The 15,910-nt window shown below is 61.9% G+C and carries 15 protein-coding genes, 1 tRNA gene and 1 pseudogene; 2 read left to right on the top strand and 15 right to left on the bottom strand.

All coding sequences use genetic code 11. The features are described 5' to 3' along the window. Positions 1–252: pseudogene (locus AC04SI_RS12830) on the top strand (hypothetical protein); the annotation flags it as partial. A 59-nt stretch (positions 253–311) separates the two neighbouring features. Here the strand turns inward: AC04SI_RS12830 and AC04SI_RS12835 are convergent. Next, a complete protein-coding gene (locus AC04SI_RS12835; protein ID WP_404276888.1) occupies positions 312–584 on the bottom strand; it encodes a hypothetical protein in 273 nt (90 codons plus the stop codon). A gap of 110 nt (positions 585–694) precedes the next feature. After that, positions 695–770: transfer RNA gene (locus AC04SI_RS12840), tRNA-Lys, on the bottom strand. 305 nt (positions 771–1,075) lie between these two features. Here AC04SI_RS12840 and AC04SI_RS12845 point away from each other — a divergent pair. Further along, positions 1,076–1,534, top strand: coding sequence for a BA14K family protein (locus AC04SI_RS12845; RefSeq protein ID WP_404276890.1), 459 nt, complete (start codon positions 1,076–1,078; stop codon positions 1,532–1,534). 73 nt (positions 1,535–1,607) lie between these two features. On the opposite strand, the gene glpK is transcribed toward AC04SI_RS12845, so the two are convergent. The 13 genes from glpK to AC04SI_RS12910 all read right to left on the bottom strand — a co-directional run bounded on the left by glpK (position 1,608) and on the right by AC04SI_RS12910 (position 15,888). After that, positions 1,608–3,101, bottom strand: coding sequence for a glycerol kinase GlpK (gene glpK / locus AC04SI_RS12850; RefSeq protein ID WP_404276892.1), 1,494 nt, complete (start codon positions 3,099–3,101; stop codon positions 1,608–1,610). Positions 3,102–3,195: 94 nt separating this feature from the next. Then, the gene (locus AC04SI_RS12855; protein ID WP_006202085.1) at positions 3,196–4,920 is read right to left on the bottom strand and encodes an ABC transporter substrate-binding protein; all 1,725 of its coding nucleotides are present in this window, start codon (positions 4,918–4,920) and stop codon (positions 3,196–3,198) included. 79 nt (positions 4,921–4,999) lie between these two features. Next, complete coding sequence (locus AC04SI_RS12860; protein WP_404276895.1) at positions 5,000–5,281, bottom strand: DUF2160 domain-containing protein; 282 nt, start codon at positions 5,279–5,281, stop codon at positions 5,000–5,002. A gap of 2 nt (positions 5,282–5,283) precedes the next feature. Further along, positions 5,284–6,207: a carbohydrate ABC transporter permease gene (locus AC04SI_RS12865; RefSeq protein WP_081482130.1), complete on the bottom strand. Its 924-nt coding sequence runs from the start codon at positions 6,205–6,207 to the stop codon at positions 5,284–5,286. 1 nt (position 6,208) lies between these two features. After that, on the bottom strand, positions 6,209–7,075 hold the full coding sequence (locus tag AC04SI_RS12870) for a carbohydrate ABC transporter permease (protein ID WP_488474286.1): 867 nt from the start codon (positions 7,073–7,075) through the stop codon (positions 6,209–6,211). Next, complete coding sequence (locus AC04SI_RS12875; RefSeq protein ID WP_404276899.1) at positions 7,076–8,143, bottom strand: ABC transporter ATP-binding protein; 1,068 nt, start codon at positions 8,141–8,143, stop codon at positions 7,076–7,078. An 11-nt stretch (positions 8,144–8,154) separates the two neighbouring features. Then, complete coding sequence (locus tag AC04SI_RS12880) at positions 8,155–9,234, bottom strand: ABC transporter ATP-binding protein (protein ID WP_404276901.1); 1,080 nt, start codon at positions 9,232–9,234, stop codon at positions 8,155–8,157. 39 nt (positions 9,235–9,273) lie between these two features. Then, a complete protein-coding gene (glpD, locus tag AC04SI_RS12885) occupies positions 9,274–10,800 on the bottom strand; it encodes a glycerol-3-phosphate dehydrogenase (RefSeq protein ID WP_488474287.1) in 1,527 nt (508 codons plus the stop codon). A gap of 138 nt (positions 10,801–10,938) precedes the next feature. Next, on the bottom strand, positions 10,939–11,706 hold the full coding sequence (locus AC04SI_RS12890; RefSeq protein ID WP_006202078.1) for a DeoR/GlpR family DNA-binding transcription regulator: 768 nt from the start codon (positions 11,704–11,706) through the stop codon (positions 10,939–10,941). Between the two features lie 125 nt (positions 11,707–11,831). Then, on the bottom strand, positions 11,832–13,238 hold the full coding sequence (locus AC04SI_RS12895) for a pyridoxal phosphate-dependent decarboxylase family protein (RefSeq protein ID WP_404276904.1): 1,407 nt from the start codon (positions 13,236–13,238) through the stop codon (positions 11,832–11,834). A 106-nt stretch (positions 13,239–13,344) separates the two neighbouring features. Beyond that, on the bottom strand, positions 13,345–14,076 hold the full coding sequence (locus AC04SI_RS12900; protein ID WP_404276906.1) for a proteasome-type protease: 732 nt from the start codon (positions 14,074–14,076) through the stop codon (positions 13,345–13,347). Positions 14,077–14,107: 31 nt separating this feature from the next. Continuing rightward, positions 14,108–14,902 carry a transglutaminase family protein gene (locus AC04SI_RS12905; RefSeq protein WP_404276908.1) on the bottom strand — a complete coding sequence of 265 codons (795 nt, stop codon included), beginning with the start codon at positions 14,900–14,902 and terminating at the stop codon, positions 14,108–14,110. Between the two features lie 44 nt (positions 14,903–14,946). Then, positions 14,947–15,888 (bottom strand): alpha-E domain-containing protein, encoded by a 942-nt coding sequence (locus AC04SI_RS12910; RefSeq protein ID WP_488474288.1) that lies wholly within the window; start codon positions 15,886–15,888, stop codon positions 14,947–14,949. Between the last annotated feature and the right edge of the window lie 22 nt (positions 15,889–15,910).

Here is a 15,910-nt window from a genome sequence, read left to right on the forward strand (position 1 = left end):
TTTGGCGTAGCAATGGTATTGGCCGCCACCGGAGCAGCTGTTGCGAAAGAGAAGAAAAAGGTGGCCACCGCTCAGGCTGCAACCTCGTGTTCTGCAGCTCATATGAAGGCTGGCAGCAAGCCGACCCCGAAACTGGATTGTAAATCGACGGGCACCGTTGTTGCGCGACCGTCAAATCGGGCCGCAAACTTCTCGGATCATTATCCGCGCTTAGGGTATGACACCAGTCCGTGGTTTCCAACTGGCTATTGACGGCGGCTTCGGCTTCCGGGCCTTTCTCCCGCTGCCTCACGGTGGCGGGCTTTTCCTTTTCAGGGTGTGATCCAGTGTGCCGCACGGCCCACCTCGATGACCGCCATGACGACGGTGGCGATTGTAACCGCTAATGCCAAACGCCGCTCATAGTTGGCGAGGCGCCTCTCGGTTACGACAGCTTGCCCGTCCCAATAGAGTTCCCCGGTGCTTTCGTGGACACCGAGCAAGGTGACGCCGCTAAGGCTGATCGCTTTCACTCCTATAGGCCAAGTCGGCGGCGAGGGCTCTGTTACGTGGCGATTCTTTCGAATTTCGTCCCAATCGATCATTTCTGCGCCCCTCACCCCTTTTGTTAGCCGTCCGTTAGCCTTGTCAGATTTCGGCAGGAAAGTCGTTTCGGAAGCGAAACTTTATCCATTTGTTTTTGCTTGGAAATTTATGGTGAGCGCGATGGGATTCGAACCCATGACCTACTGATTAAAAGTCAGTTGCTCTACCGGCTGAGCTACGCGCTCCCGCGGGCTCGAAAAGGCCGCCCTCGAAATTGCGCGGAACATAGGGAGAGTGCCGCGACCGGTCAACCGGAAAAAGCGGGGCATGGAAGGCGGATTTTCCCGGGGCTCGGCGCGGTGCCACCGGGCTTTGGGTGCCGACCAGACCGCGGGCAGCGGCAGGGCCTGAGGCGGTGGTTTCGCGGCCTGTGCCTCGGCAAGCAACGCCTGCGAAAACAATCACTTGCAATCCTGGCGGGAACAATTGCCCGGCCTGCCCGTTTCCTTGCCACAAGGGACGTCAACCGCCCTCTTTCAAGGAGAAGACCATGAACAGGATCATATCGGGTCTGCTGGCGACAACCCTGTCCGCTTCGTTCGTCGCGGCCGAGATCGTGCCGGTCAATGCGCAGCCGAGCTATGTGCCGATGGGGCAAGGGCTCTCATCGGACGTCCAGACCGTGCAGTACCAGGAGTGGCGGAGACACCGCAACTTCAACCGCAACCGCACCTTTTCCCGCAATGACGGCATGTATTGGAACGGTCATCGCGGCTACCGGGAATACCGTCGTGGCTATCGCCGTCACGGCGACTTCTGGTTCCCGCTTGCTGCTTTCGCGACTGGCGCATTGATCACCGGCGCCATCATCAACAACCAGAACCGGGTCTATCGCGGCGGCGACGCGCATGTGCAGTGGTGCTACGACCGCTACAGAAGCTATCGCGCCTGGGACAACACCTTCCAGCCTTATGACGGCCCGCGTCAGCAGTGCTATTCGCCTTACTAGCGGCGAATCGAACACGGGAGGCTGATGGAAGCCCGTGCCGGTGACGGTGCGGGCTTTCATTTTGCCGGCAGAACTACTGCGTACTCAAGGTCCTGCGCACCGCGTTGCGCCAGCCGGCGAGTTTGGCCGAGCGGACAGTGGCCTCCATATCCGGCTTGAAGCGCCGCTCAAGCGCCCAGCTCCTGGCGAAGTCCTTGGCCTTTGGCCACACCCCCGCCCTCGAACCGGCGAGCCAGGCAGCACCGAGCGCCGTCGTCTCCAGGATGGTCGGCCGGTCGACCGGCGCATCGAGGATGTCGGCCAGCCGCTGCATGGTCCAGTCGGACGCCACCATGCCGCCGTCGACACGGAGCACCGTCTTGGCCGAGGCGCCCTTCCAGTCCTTGCGCATGGCGTCGAGCAGGTCGCGGGTCTGGTAGGCGACGGATTCCAGCGCGGCGCGGGCGAATTCGGCCGGGCCGGAGTTGCGGGTCAGGCCGAAAATGGCGCCACGTGCTCCAGCGTCCCAGTGCGGTGCGCCGAGGCCGACGAAGGCCGGCACCAGATAGACATCCTGCGTCGGATCGGCGCTTGCCGCCAGCGCGCCGCTCTGTTCGGCCTTGCCGATCACCTTGATGCCGTCGCGCAGCCATTGCACGGCGGCACCGGCGATGAAGATCGAGCCTTCCAGCGCATAGGTGGTCTTGCCATTCAGGCGGTAGGCGATGGTCGTCAACAGCCGGTTCTTCGAGCGCACCAGGTCGGCGCCGGTGTTGAGCAGCGCGAAGCAGCCGGTGCCGTAGGTGGATTTCATCATGCCCGGCTCGAAACAGGCCTGGCCAATGGTCGCGGCATGCTGGTCGCCGGCCACGCCGAGAATTTTTATCTCGGCGCCAAACAGGTTTTTCTCCGTGACTCCATAGTCATCGGCACAATCCTTGATATCCGGGAGCATCGCGGCCGGAATGCGCAGGATGGACAGCAGCTCGTCGTCCCAGACATTCTTTTCGATGTTGTAGACCAGCGTGCGCGAGGCGTTGGTGGCGTCGGTGGCGTGGACCTTGCCACCGGTCAGCCGCCAGATCAGGAAACTGTCGATGGTGCCGGCGAGCAGCTCGCCCTTCTCGGCGCGTTTCCTGGCGCCCTTCACCTTGTCCAGCATCCAGGCGATCTTGGTGCCGGAAAAATAGGGATCGAGCAGCAGGCCGGTCTTTTTGGTGAATGTCTTTTCCAGCCCCTGCTTCTTCAATTTCTGGCACAGCGGCGCGGTGCGCCGGTCCTGCCAGACGATCGCGTTGTGGATCGGCTTGCCGGTCGTCCTGTCCCAGATGACGACGGTCTCGCGCTGGTTGGTGATGCCGATCGCGGCGACATCCGAAGCTGCGCTGCCGGCATTCTTCAGCGCCGCCTTCACGGTGGCGACGACGCTGGACCAGATCTCCTCCGGGTCGTGCTCGACCCAGCCGGAGGCCGGATAATGCTGGGTGAATTCCTGCTGGCCTGTGCCTGCAACCTTCATCTTGTCGTCGAACAGGATCGCCCTGCTCGATGTCGTGCCCTGGTCGATGGCCAGCACAAAGCCGCTCATTTCCGCTCCTCCGCTAATCATGCAACAGGGGAGACGGCAAAAGCCGCCTCCCCCGCAAGTCCTGCGCGGGCGCTGACGCCCGCATCAGACAGTCTTACTTCTGCCAGCTCTTCACCAGTTCGTCGTAGTTGATGGTGACCGGCTTTTCCTTCTCGTTCTCGATCTTGAGCTGAGGCGCGAGATGGCCGTTCTTGACCGCGTCGGCGTTCCAGTAGGCCAGGTCATGCTCTTCGGCCATCTTCGGACCGATGTCGCCCTGGATGCCTGCCTTTTCCAGGCGTTCCATGACCTTTTCCTGCTCGGCGCAAAGCGAGTCCATCGCCTCCTGCGCGGTCTTGGCACCCGACGAGGCATCGCCGATCGCCTGCCACCAGAGCTGTGCCAGCTTCGGATAATCCGGCACGTTTGTACCCGTCGGCGACCACTGGACGCGGGCCGGCGAGCGGTAGAACTCGATCAAGCCGCCGAGCTTTGGAGCGCGTTCCGTGAAGCTCTTGTCCTGGATCGTCGACTCGCGGATGAGCGTCAAGCCGACATGGCTCTTCTTCACGTCGACCGTCTTCGACACGACGAACTGCGCATAGAGCCAGGCGGCCTTGGCGCGATCGTCGGGCGTGGACTTCAGCAGGGTCCACGAACCGACGTCCTGGTAGCCAAGCTTCATGCCATCCTTCCAGTAGACGCCATGCGGCGACGGAGCAAAGCGCCATTTCGGGGTGCCGTCCGCGTTCACGACCGGCAGCCCGTCCTTGACGAAGGAGGCGGTGAAGGCAGTGTAGGTGAACATCTGCTGCGCGACCGTGCCCTGCGACGGGACGGGGCCGGATTCGCCGAACGTCATGCCCTGGGCTTCCGGCGGCGCATAGGCCTTCAGCCAATCCAGGTACTTCTGGATCGAATACACGGAAGCCGGGCCGTTGGTGTCGCCGCCGCGCGCGACGCACGAGCCGACAGGCTGCGACTTCTCGTTGACCTTGATGCCCCATTCGTCGACCGGAAGACCGTTTGGCAGGCCCTTGTCGCCATTGCCGGCCATCGACAGCCATGCGTCGGTGAACCGCCAGCCGAGCGACGGGTCCTTCTTGCCGTAGTCCATGTGGCCATAGACTTTCTTGCCGTCGATCTCGCGGCCGGTGAAGAATTCGGCGATGTCCTCATAGGCCGACCAGTTGACGGGAACGCCAAGGTCGTAGCCGTACTTGGCCTTGAAATCGGCCTTGTTCTTTTCGTCGTTGAACCAGTCGTAGCGGAACCAGTAGAGGTTCGCGAACTGCTGGTCGGGCAGCTGGTAGAGGTCGCCGTCCGGAGCGGTCGTGAACTTGGTGCCGATGAAGTCGGCGAGGTCGAGGTTGGGGTTGGTGACGTCCTTGCCCTCATTCGCCATCCACTTGGTCAGGCTGCGCGCCTGCTGGTAGCGCCAGTGCGTGCCGATCAGGTCGGAGTCGTTGACGTAGGCGTCGTAGATGTTTTCGCCCGACTGCATCTGGGTCTGCAGCTTTTCGACGACGTCGCCTTCGCCGATCAGGTCGTGGGTGATCTTGATGCCGGTGATCGCGGTGAAGGCGGGCGCCAAGACCTTAGACTCATAGCTATGCGTATCGATGGTCTCGGAGACCACCTTGATGTCCATGCCGGCGAAAGGCTTCGCGGCATCGATGAACCATTGCATCTCGGCTTCCTGGGCGCCGCGATCGAGCGTCGACAGGTCCTTGATTTCAGTATCGAGGAAGGTCTTGGCTTCGTCCATTCCGGCGAACGCCTGGCCCGCTCCCCAGAGCAGGACAAGCGCAGTCGTTGATGTTAAAAATTGCCTTCGCATTAGTTTCCTCCACAGTTTCAGGTTTCAAGTGCGATCTGGAGCGGCCGTCGGCACGCGGCCGCTCCAACAGTTTCCCCCTCTATACGTAGCGGAACACGCCGACGGCGTAGACTACGGAGAGAGCGAGAGCCCACCACAGGTTGGGTCCGACAAGACCCAGCCAAGAGAGATGGATAAAGGCGCTGCCGAGCAGCGAAACAAAGAGGCGGTCGCCGCGCGTCGTCTCGAAGCGCAGGATGCCTACGCGCGGATTGCCGCCCGGCGAGGCGTATTCCCAGACCGCCATGCCGCACAGCAGCACCAGGATCGTGATGAAAAACAGCGCCGTCGGCAGCGTCCATGCCATCCAGGTGAGATTCATGGTCAAACCCTCCCCAGGGCAAAGCCCTTGGCGATGTAGTTGCGGACGAACCAGATCACGAGCGCGCCTGGAAGGATGGTGAGCACGCCGGCGGCGGCGAGCACGCCCCAGTCGAGACCGGAGGCCGAGACCGTGCGCGTCATGATCGCCGCGATCGGCTTGGCGGCGGTCGTGGTCAAAGTGCGCGCGATCAGCAGCTCGACCCATGAGAACATGAAGCAGAAGAAGCAGGCCACGCCGATGCCGCTGGCGATAAGCGGCATGAATATCTTCAGGAAGAAGCGCGGGAAGGAATAGCCGTCGATATAGGCCGTCTCGTCGATCTCCTTCGGAACGCCGGACATGAAGCCTTCGAGGATCCAGACCGCCAGCGGCACGTTGAACAGGCAGTGCGCCAGCGCCACCGCGATGTGCGTGTCGATCAGGCCGAAGGCCGAATAGAGCTGGAAGAACGGCAGCGCGAACACCGCCGGCGGCGCCATGCGGTTGGTCAGCAGCCAGAAGAAGAGGTGCTTGTCACCGAGGAACCGGTAGCGCGAGAAGGCGTAGGCCGCAGGCAGCGCCACTGAAACCGAGATCACCATGTTCATGACGACATAGATGATCGAATTGATGTAGCCCTTGTACCAGGACGGGTCGGTGAAGATCACCATGTAGTTGGCGATGGTCGGGTTCTTCGGCCACAGCGAAAAGGCGCCCAGGATCTCCTGATTGGTCTTGAAGCTCATATTGACCAGCCAGTAGATCGGCAGCATCAAAACGATGATGTAGATCGTCGGCACCAGCCACCAGAACCGGGATTCTTCGCCGCGCCGGCGCATCAGCCGCGCAATCTGGTCCTGCGACAGGGTACTGGCGAGCCCGTCCGAAACCGTCGTCTCACTCACCCGGTCCTGCCTCGTCGTTCTTTCGTTGGCGCCGCTCATCTCAACGCTCCGCATCGACGGTGGTCATGACGGTGTAGAACACCCATGACAGCAGCAGGACGATCAGGAAGTAGATGATCGACATAGCGGCTGCCGGCCCGAGGTCGAACTGGCCGACGGCAATCTTGACCAGGTCAATCGACATGAATGTCGTCGAATTGCCGGGACCACCGCCGGTGACGACGAAGGGCTCGGTGTAGATCATGAAACTGTCCATGAAGCGCAGCAGCACGGCAATCAGAAGCACGCGGTTCATCTTCGGCAGCTGGATGTAGCGGAAGATCGCCCAGCGCGACGCGCCATCGATCTTGGCGGCTTGGTAGTAGGCATCCGGTATGGAGACGAGGCTAGCGTAGCAGAGCAGAACGACGAGGCTCGTCCAGTGCCATACGTCCATCAGGATGACCGTCACCCAGGCGTCGGTCGGGTCGTTGACATAGTTGTAGTCGATGCCGAGTGCGGAAAGCGTGTAGCCGAGCAGGCCGATATCGATGCGGCCGAACACCTGCCAAATCGTGCCGACGACGTTCCACGGGATGAGCAGCGGCAGGGCCATCAGCACCAGGCAGACCGGCACGCCCCAGCCTTTCTTGGGCATGTTGAGAGCGATGAAGATGCCGAGCGGAATCTCGATGACGAGGATGAATGCGGAGAAGATCAGGTTGCGGACCATCGACAGCCAGAAACGATCCGACCCCAGGATTTCGGTGTACCAGTCCGAGCCATTCCAGAAGAAGACGTTGTTTCCGAACGTGTCCTGTACCGAATAGTTGACCACCGTCATCAGGGGGATCACCGCCGAGAACGCCACCAGCAGAAGCACCGGCAGCACCATGAACCAGGCCTTGTTGTTCCAGGTCTTTTCCATCTATGCCCCCATCTCGACACGCCAGGAATCGGCATAGATGTTGATGCCGACCGGGTCGAACCGCACTTTCGGATCGGCAGGAACGTCTTCGTCCTCGCCGATGACCGCGGCGATCTCGCGGCCTTCGAGATTGGCGCGGACCACCTTGTGGCGACCGACGTCCTCGACCTTGCTGATCTTCACGGCCATGCCGTCGCGGCCGAGCCTGACATATTCCGGGCGGATACCGAGCTCGATGGCGCCTGCGCCCGCCTTGGGCACGCCGGGCAGTTCGATGCGCTGGCTGCCGATCGTCGCGGTCTTGCCGTCGATGGCCACCGGCATAACGTTCATGCCGGGCGAGCCGATAAAATAACCGACGAAGGTATGGCGCGGCCGCTCGAACAGTTCGGCCGGCGTGCCGATCTGGACGATCTCGCCGTCATACATGACGACGACCCGGTCAGCGAAGGTCAGTGCCTCAGTCTGGTCGTGGGTGACATAGACCATGGTGTAGCCGAAGCGGCGGTGGAGCTGCTTCAACTGCGAGCGCAGCACCCACTTCATATGCGGGTCGATGACGGTCAGCGGTTCGTCGAACAGGATGGCGTTGACGTCCGAGCGCACCAGCCCGCGGCCGAGCGAGATCTTCTGCTTCTGGTCGGCGGTCAGCCCGCGCGCCTTCTTCTTCGCAAGTTCCGCGAGGTCGATCATGTCGAGCGTCTCGCGCACCTTGCGGTCGACGTCGGCCTCCGGCACGCCGCGGTTGCGCAGCGGAAAGGCCAGATTGTCGTAGACGGTCATGGTGTCGTAGATGACCGGGAACTGGAACACCTGGGCGATGTTGCGCTCCTGCGTCGACAGCCGGGTCACGTCCTTGCCGTTGAACAGCAGTTGGCCGTGCGAGGGGTGCAGCAATCCCGAGATGATGTTGAGCAGCGTGGTCTTGCCGCAGCCCGACGGGCCGAGCAGCGCATAGGCGCCGCCATCCTCGAAAGTGTGGTGCACTTCCTTCAGGGCGAAATCGGCGTCCTTCTGCGGGTTCGGCAGATAGGAGTGCCTGATATGGTTGACGTCGATGCGCGCCATCGCTTGCCTCCCTATGCCGCCAGCTTCGGCGCGGCTACGGCGCGGCCGTGCTCGTCGAAGACCATGATGTGGCGCGGATCGATGAACACCTCGACCTCTGCGTCGGGTTCGAAATCGCGGATGCCGTGGGTCAGCATGACCCAGCGCGCGTCGGCAAAGTCGAGATGGATAAAGCTTTCCGAGCCGGTGATCTCGGTGATGGTGACCTTTGCCCGCACCGGCACGGCGGCGGCGTTTGGCCGCTCGAGCGACAGATGGTGCGGCTGGAAGCCGATCGTATAGTTGGCATCGGCAATGCCGGCGAGATCGGCCGGCACCGGCAATTTGACGCCACCCTCGAGCAGGAAATCCGGACCCTTCTTAGCCAGCACGATGGTGTTGAGCGGCGGGTCGGCAAAGGTCTTTGCCGTCACCAGGTCGACCGGCTTGCGGAACACATCGATGGTCGGTCCGAACTGGGTGATGCGGCCCTGCGAAAGCGTCGCCGTGTTGCCGCCGAGCAGAAGCGCTTCATGCGGCTCCGTCGTGGCGTAGACGAAGATGGTGCCGGCAGCGGCGAAGATCTTCGGCAGTTCGGCGCGCAGTTCCTCGCGCAGCTTGTAGTCGAGATTGGCGAGCGGCTCGTCGAGCAGCACCAGGCTGGCATTCTTGACGATGGCGCGGGCAAGAGCCGTGCGCTGCTGCTGGCCGCCGGACAGGCTGAGCGGCGTGCGGTCGAGATAGGGCGTCAGCTTCAGAAGTGCTGCTGCGTTGCGCACTTCCTTGTCGATCTTTGCCTGGTCGGTGCCGGCGACGCGCAACGGCGAGGCTATGTTCTCGTAGACGGTCATCGCCGGGTAGTTGATGAACTGCTGGTAGACCATGGCGACGTTGCGCTTCTGCACCGGCATTCCGGTGACGTCCTTGCCGTCGAACCAGACCGAGCCCGAGGTCGGCACGTCGAGGCCCGCCATCAGCCGCATCAGGCTGGTCTTGCCGGACAGCGTCGGTCCAAGCAGCACGTTGAGCGAGCCGTGCTGAAGCGTCAGCGACACGTCGCTTATATGCTCCGCGGCGCCGACCATCTTGGTGACGTTTCTCAGTTCCAGCATGATGCCTCCTCCCAGGCTTTCTGCATCAGCCAGCCATCCTTATTCTGCCGCCGCGACATGGCGCCGGCTTATTCCGCGCATGAATTCGTCCAGTGCACCCGCCTGCTCGCGGCTCAACTGCAGGCCGCGCTTGGTCCGGCGCCACAATACATCTTCCGCCGTTATCGCCCACTCGTTCTGAACGAGATAGCGCACCTCGGCCTCGTAGAGGTCGGCGCCGAAATTTCGGCCGAGATCGGCATTCGACCTGGCGAGGCCGAGCAGCGTGCGAGCGCGGGTGCCGTAGAGGCGGGTCAGCCGGCGGGCCAGGCGCACATCGAGAAACGGATAGGCGGTCTTCAGCTTCGCCACTTCGACGTCGAAACCGGTGGCCGGGAAATCGCCGCCGGGCAAAGGAGCGTTGGCGGTCCACGGCTTGCCGCGCTTGCCGAGGAAAGCCTCAATCTTTTCCAGCATCGATTCCGACAGTCGGCGATAGGTGGTGATCTTGCCGCCAAAGGCGTTGACGATCGGGGCCGCGCCCTCGCCGCCGTCGGCCTTGAGCACATAGTCGCGGGTCGCTTCCTGTGCCTTCGAGGCGCCATCGTCATAGAGCGGGCGCACCGCGGAATAGGTCCAGACGATGTCCGAACGCTTGACGCCTTGCGCGAAATATTCGCTCGCTGCCGCGCACAGATAGTCGATCTCGGTGTCGCTGATCTTCACCTCGTGCGGATCGCCCGGATAATCCCGGTCGGTGGTGCCGATCAGCGTGAACTCTTCCTCATAAGGGATGGCGAAGATGATGCGCCCGTCCTTGTTCTGGAAGAAATAGGCGCGCGGATCGTCGAACTTCTTGTTGATGACGATATGACTGCCCTGCACTAGGCGGACATTGTGCACGTCGTTCAGGCCGACCGTCGCCGACAGCACCTGATCGACCCAAGGGCCGGCGGCATTGACCAGAAGCCGCGCCTTGACCTCTTCGGCCTGCCCGGTGTGGACGTCTTCCAGCCTTATCGCCCAGAGATCGCCCTCGCGGCGTGCACTGACCACCTTCGTTCGAGTTCGGATGGTTGCACCGCGGTCGGCGGCGTCGCGTGCGTTGAGCGCCACCAGCCTGGCATCGTTGACCCAACCGTCGGAATATTCGAAAGCCTTGCGAAACAGCGGCTTCAGCGGCTTGCCGGCCGGGTCCTTCGCCATGTCCAGCGTCCTCGTCGCCGGCAGCAATTTGCGACCGCCAATATGGTCGTAGAGGAACAGGCCGAGCCGGATCAGCCAGGCCGGGCGCAGCCCCTTGGCGTAAGGCAGCACGAAGCGCATCGGCCAGATAATGTGCGGCGCGTTCTTCCAGAGCACCTCGCGCTCCATCAGCGCTTCGCGCACCAGGCGGAATTCATAGAATTCGAGATAGCGCAGGCCGCCATGGATCAGCTTGGTCGAGCCGGACGACGTTCCGCTGGCCAGATCGTTCATCTCGGCGAGATATACCGAAAAGCCACGCCCGGCAGCGTCGCGGGCGATGCCGCAGCCGTTGATGCCGCCGCCGATGACGAAAATGTCATGGATCGGAGATGCGTCCAAGAAGTCCTCCAGCGATTTCGCATTGCAGCATTTTTGGTCTTTTGCGAAACCGTTGCGGGATTATTTCGAAATAGGAACGAATGTCAAACGAAATATCACAGACATGTGAGAGGCCTGTGATGCGGCCCCAAAAGCCGCCTAGCCGAGCGCCGTCTCGATCAACTGAACCTCCGCCTCCTGGCAGATTTTGCGTACCGAAGGGATGTCGCAACGGTCGGTGATGAAGGTGTTGACCTGCGACAGATGACCGATGCGAACGGGCGCGGTGCGTTCGAACTTGGTCTGGTCGGAGACCAGGATGACGTGCCTGGCATTGGCGATGATGGCTTGCGCTACTTTCACTTCGCGAAAATCGAAATCGAGCAACGCGCCGTCATGGTCGATGGCCGAGGCGCCGATGACCGCGTAGTCGACCTTGAACTGCCGGATGAAATCGACCGCCGCCTCACCGACCACGCCGCCGTCGGAGCCGCGGACGACACCGCCGGCAATCACCACCTCGATCGAAGGATACACGCGCATCCTATTGGCAACATTTATGTTATTGGTGATGACCATGAGGCCGTTGTGATCCAAAAGCGCCTTGCTGACCGACTCGGTCGTGGTGCCGATGTTGATGAACAGCGAGGCATTGTCGGGGATCAGCCTGGCCGCCGCACGGCCGATCGCCTCCTTCTCGTCGGCAGCGATCTTGCGCCGCGCCTCATACTCCATGTTCTCGATGCCGGACGGGAAAAGCGCGCCGCCATGGATGCGCGAAAGCAGCCGCTGATCGCAGAGATCGTTGAGGTCCTTGCGGATGGTCTGTGGCGTCACGTTGAAATGCGTCGCCAGATCGTCGACCAGGACGCGGCCCTGGTCCTTGGCCATCTGGATGATTTCGGCGTGGCGCGGCGACAGATACATCAAAAGCCTCCCGTTTTCGTTTTTCTTGTCTATACCTGAAAACGAAAGCGATGAAAAGGCATAAGCCGGCTAATGAAAATGATCCGATTGCAAAGGCAAACCCGCGCGCGGCTGCCGGCGTCGCTTCAAGCAAGCCCGCGTGCGATTTCCGTCACGACGTCGAATGCCGCATCGACATCGGCCGCCGTCGCCTCGAACTGGCCGGCCTGGAAGCGGATCGCGACGCGGCCATCCACGCGTGTCTGAGTGAGATAGATGCGACCATCATCATTGATGGCGTTGACCAGGCGAAGGTTGTGTTCGTCGGGGTCGGCGCCCGCCCGATGCCGGAACGAAAACAGCGACAGCATCGGTTCGGTGACGATCTCGAAATCCGCCTCCCTTGCCAGGCGCGCGGCGAGGCCCTCGCTCCAGGTGACATGGTTGCGGATCATGGTGCGCAGGCCTTCCAGGCCATGGGCGCGCAACAGGAACCAGAGTTTCAGCGCCCGGAAGCGCCGGCCGAGCGGTACGGTCCATTCGGAATAGTTGATGATACCGTCATGGCCATGGGTCTTCAGGAACTCGGGTTTGATCGCCAGCGTGCGGACCAGGTCCTCGGGCTGACGAATGAACTGGATCGAGCAGTCGAATTGCGCGCCCAGCCATTTGTGCGGGTTGAAGACAACGGAATCCGCCTCTTCGACGCCGCTCCAGAAATGCCGGTATTCCGGGCAGATCATCGCCGATCCGGCCCAGGCGGCGTCGACATGCAGATAAAGCCCGTGCCGCTTGGCAACCGCGGCGACGGCGGCAATGTCGTCGGTGCCGCCGGTGCTGGTGCCGCCGACGCAGGCGATGATACCGGCGGGCAGCATGCCGGCCTTGCGGTCGGCGATGATGGCCGATTCAAGTGCTGCCGTATCCATGGCGCGAAACCGGCCGGCAACGGGAATGCGGACGAGGTTCTCCTCGCCAATACCGGCGACCCAGATCGCGCGGTCGATCGAGGTATGGACCTGGTCGGAGGAATAGACGCGCACCCTCGCCTGCCCGGCCAAGCCTCTTCTGTTGCCCTGCCAGTCGAGCGCGCGCTCGCGCATGGTCAGCACGGCCGCCAGCGTTGCCGATGAGGCCGAGTCCTGGATGACACCGGAGAACCCGTCGGGCAGGCCGAGTGCCTGGCGCATCCAGTCGACGGTGCGCGTCTCGAGTTCGGTCGCTGCCGGCGAGGTCTGCCACAGCATGCATTGCGCGGCCATCGCCGAGACCAGATATTCGGCCACCACCGAGACAGGCGCCGCATTGGCCGGGAAATAGGCAAAGAAGCGCGGATGCTGCCAATGCGTCATGCCGGGTACGATCTTCTGCTCGAAATCGGCAAAGATCCTGTCCATCGGCTCCGCCGTTTCCGGCGGCGAGGCTTCGATGCTGCGGAAAATTGCACCTGGCGAAAGCTCCGGCCGAACCGGCCTTTCGCGCAATGTGTCGCGATAGTCGGCGCCCCAATCGGCGGCGCGCCTCGACCACGCACGGAACTCATCGTTGTTCATCGCATCCTCCCGAAACGCATCGTGGCCGGCTCCCAACCAGCATCTTCTGCCGCATTAATTAACACGTTAAGTATAATGCAACCCCAGCCGCAAAGCCGAAAGCGCCCTACCCGGGAAAGTCAGGCAGGCTGGCAAAGGCCGCTTTCAGCGCGCTCGACCACCCATCCGATATGGTGCGGTAATATTGATCGTCCTGGCCAATCCGCTTCTTCAGGCTGATCTTGAAGGCGTCCTTCTCGTAGAACAGCAGGTCAAGCGGCAGACCGACCGACAGGTTCGACTTCAGCGTCGAATCGAACGAGACCAAAAGCAGCTTGACGGTCTCGGCCAGGCTCATTGTCTTTTCATAGGCGCGGATGATGATCGGCTTGCCGTATTTGGTCTCGCCGATCTGGAAGAACGGCGTGTCGTCAGTCGATTCGATGAAATTGCCTTCTGGATAGATCATGAACAGGCGCGGCGCGCTGCCCTTGATCTGGCCGCCGAGGATGAAGGAGGCATTGAAATAGGAATCCGCCTTCTCGCCCGCCGGCGAGGAATGGGCGATGACTTCCTTGACCGTGTCGCCAACCAGCCGCACCGTCTGGTACATGGACGGCGTTTCCAAGAGCGTCGCATGGCGATCCGCCACCGCCTTGGTGCGCTCGTCGAGCAGGCTGACGACGGCCTGCGTCGTCGCCAGGTTGCCGGCCGACATCAGCACGATGACGCGCTCGCCCGGCTCCTCCCAGACATGCATTTTCTTGAAGGTCGAGATCGAATCCATGCCGGCATTGGTGCGGGTGTCCGACATGAACACGAGTCCGCGATCAATCTTCAGGCCGACGCAATAGGTCATCGATTCTCTTTTAGCAGCGATTCCGCTGGAATTACTGCTCTACCGTGACGGTGACGGCAAGCTGTTCTTGCGCTTGTCCCAGCCTGATCCCCGAAACCGGCGAGGCATCGCGATAATCCCGGCCTGTTGCCACTCTCACATAGCGCTCGTCGGGAGAAATACCGTTGGCGGCATCGAAGGCGACCCAACCCAGGCCCGAAACATGCGCTTCGGCCCAGGCATGGCTGGCCGCCTGTTGGACCATCGCGTCCATCATCAGATATCCGCTGATATAGCGGGCCGGAAAGCCCATGGCGCGCGCGGCCGCTGCGAAGATATGGCTGTGGTCCTGGCAGACACCGGTCTTGAGCGCCAGTGCCTCCTCGGCCGACGTCGTCGCATTGGTGGAGCCCGGCGTATAAGCAACGCGCTCGCCGATGATGGCCATCAGCCTGTGCAATCGCTCGATGTCGGTGCCCTTGCCCACTGAAGCGGCAAGTTCGCGAATGCCCTCGCCGGCGGCAGTGAGCGGCGTTTCCTGACCGAACAGCCAGAGCGGCGCAAAACCCTGATGCGGCCCCGAAACACCCGTGGTGTCGCGCGTCACCACTTCGCCCGACGCTTCGATGGTGATGGCATGCTGCTCGCCCTCGACGCTCAGCAGCCGCGTGTCATTGCCGAAATGGTCGGTGAAGCGCACTTCCTCGCGCGCGCCGTCGATCCTCAGTTCCCACGACAGCACAGTTTGCGTGTGCCCGCTGAGCGGAAGCAAGCGCAGGCGCTGCAGCAGATACTGAACCGGCGCATCGTAACGGTATTCGGTTCGGTGGGTGATCTTGAGCCGCATGGGCGTCATTTTCCATTTGCGAGCATGATCTTGCGGGTTCGTGCTCAGTAGAATTTGTAATCCTGCGCGATCTCGTCGCCGAGCCTGGTGTTGTCGCGAATGAAATCGGCCAGGAATTCATGCAGGCCGGCGTCGAATATGTCCTTGATCGAGCCCGCCCTCAGCATTGCCTGGGTCTTGTCGGCCGTCGCATGGCAGGCATGGCGTTCGCCATAGTCGTCGCCGAGGAACTTCAGATGCTCCGCGAGGAAGCGGTAGCAGAAGGTCAGCGAGCGCGGCATGCGGACATTGAGGATCAGATAGTCGGCGATGTTGGTCGGCTTGTAGTCGGCTTCGTAGACCCAGCGATAGGAGCGGTGCGCCGACACCGAGCGCAGGATCGATTCCCATTGGTAATTGTCGAGCGTCGAACCGACCCACGAGATCGAGGGCAACAGCACGTAGTATTTCACGTCGAGGATGCGCGCCGTGTTGTCGGCGCGTTCGACATAGGTGCCGAGCTGCGAGAAATCAAAGATCTCGTTGCGCAGCATGGTGCCGTAGAACGAGCCGCGGATCAGCGCCGTCTCGCGCTTGATGGCATCGAGCACGCTCGGCAGGTCGCGCTCGTCGATCGGCTTGGCCAGCATGCGCTTTAGCGACATCCAGGCTTCGTTGATGCTTTCCCAGGTTTCGCGGGTCAGCGCCGTGCGCACCATGCGGGCATTGTTGCGCGCCGTCTCGATCGCCGACATCGCGCTCGACGGGTTCGACGTGTCGCGCAAAAGGAAATCGGAGACATTGGCTGCCGTGTAGTCCTGGTATTTTTGGGTGAAGGCAACGTCCGCGCCGGCACTGAGCAGCACCGAATTCCACTCTTCCGAGGCATTCTGTGTGCGCGTCAGCGCCATGCGCAGGCCGGCATCGACTAGGCGCGCCATGTTTTCCGCCCGCTCGATGTAGCGGTTCATCCAGTAGAGCCCGTTGGCGGTGCGGCCTAGAAGCATGGGGAGAGGCCCTTCGGGCTAG

Source organism: Mesorhizobium sp. CNPSo 4689 (assembly GCF_057784325.1).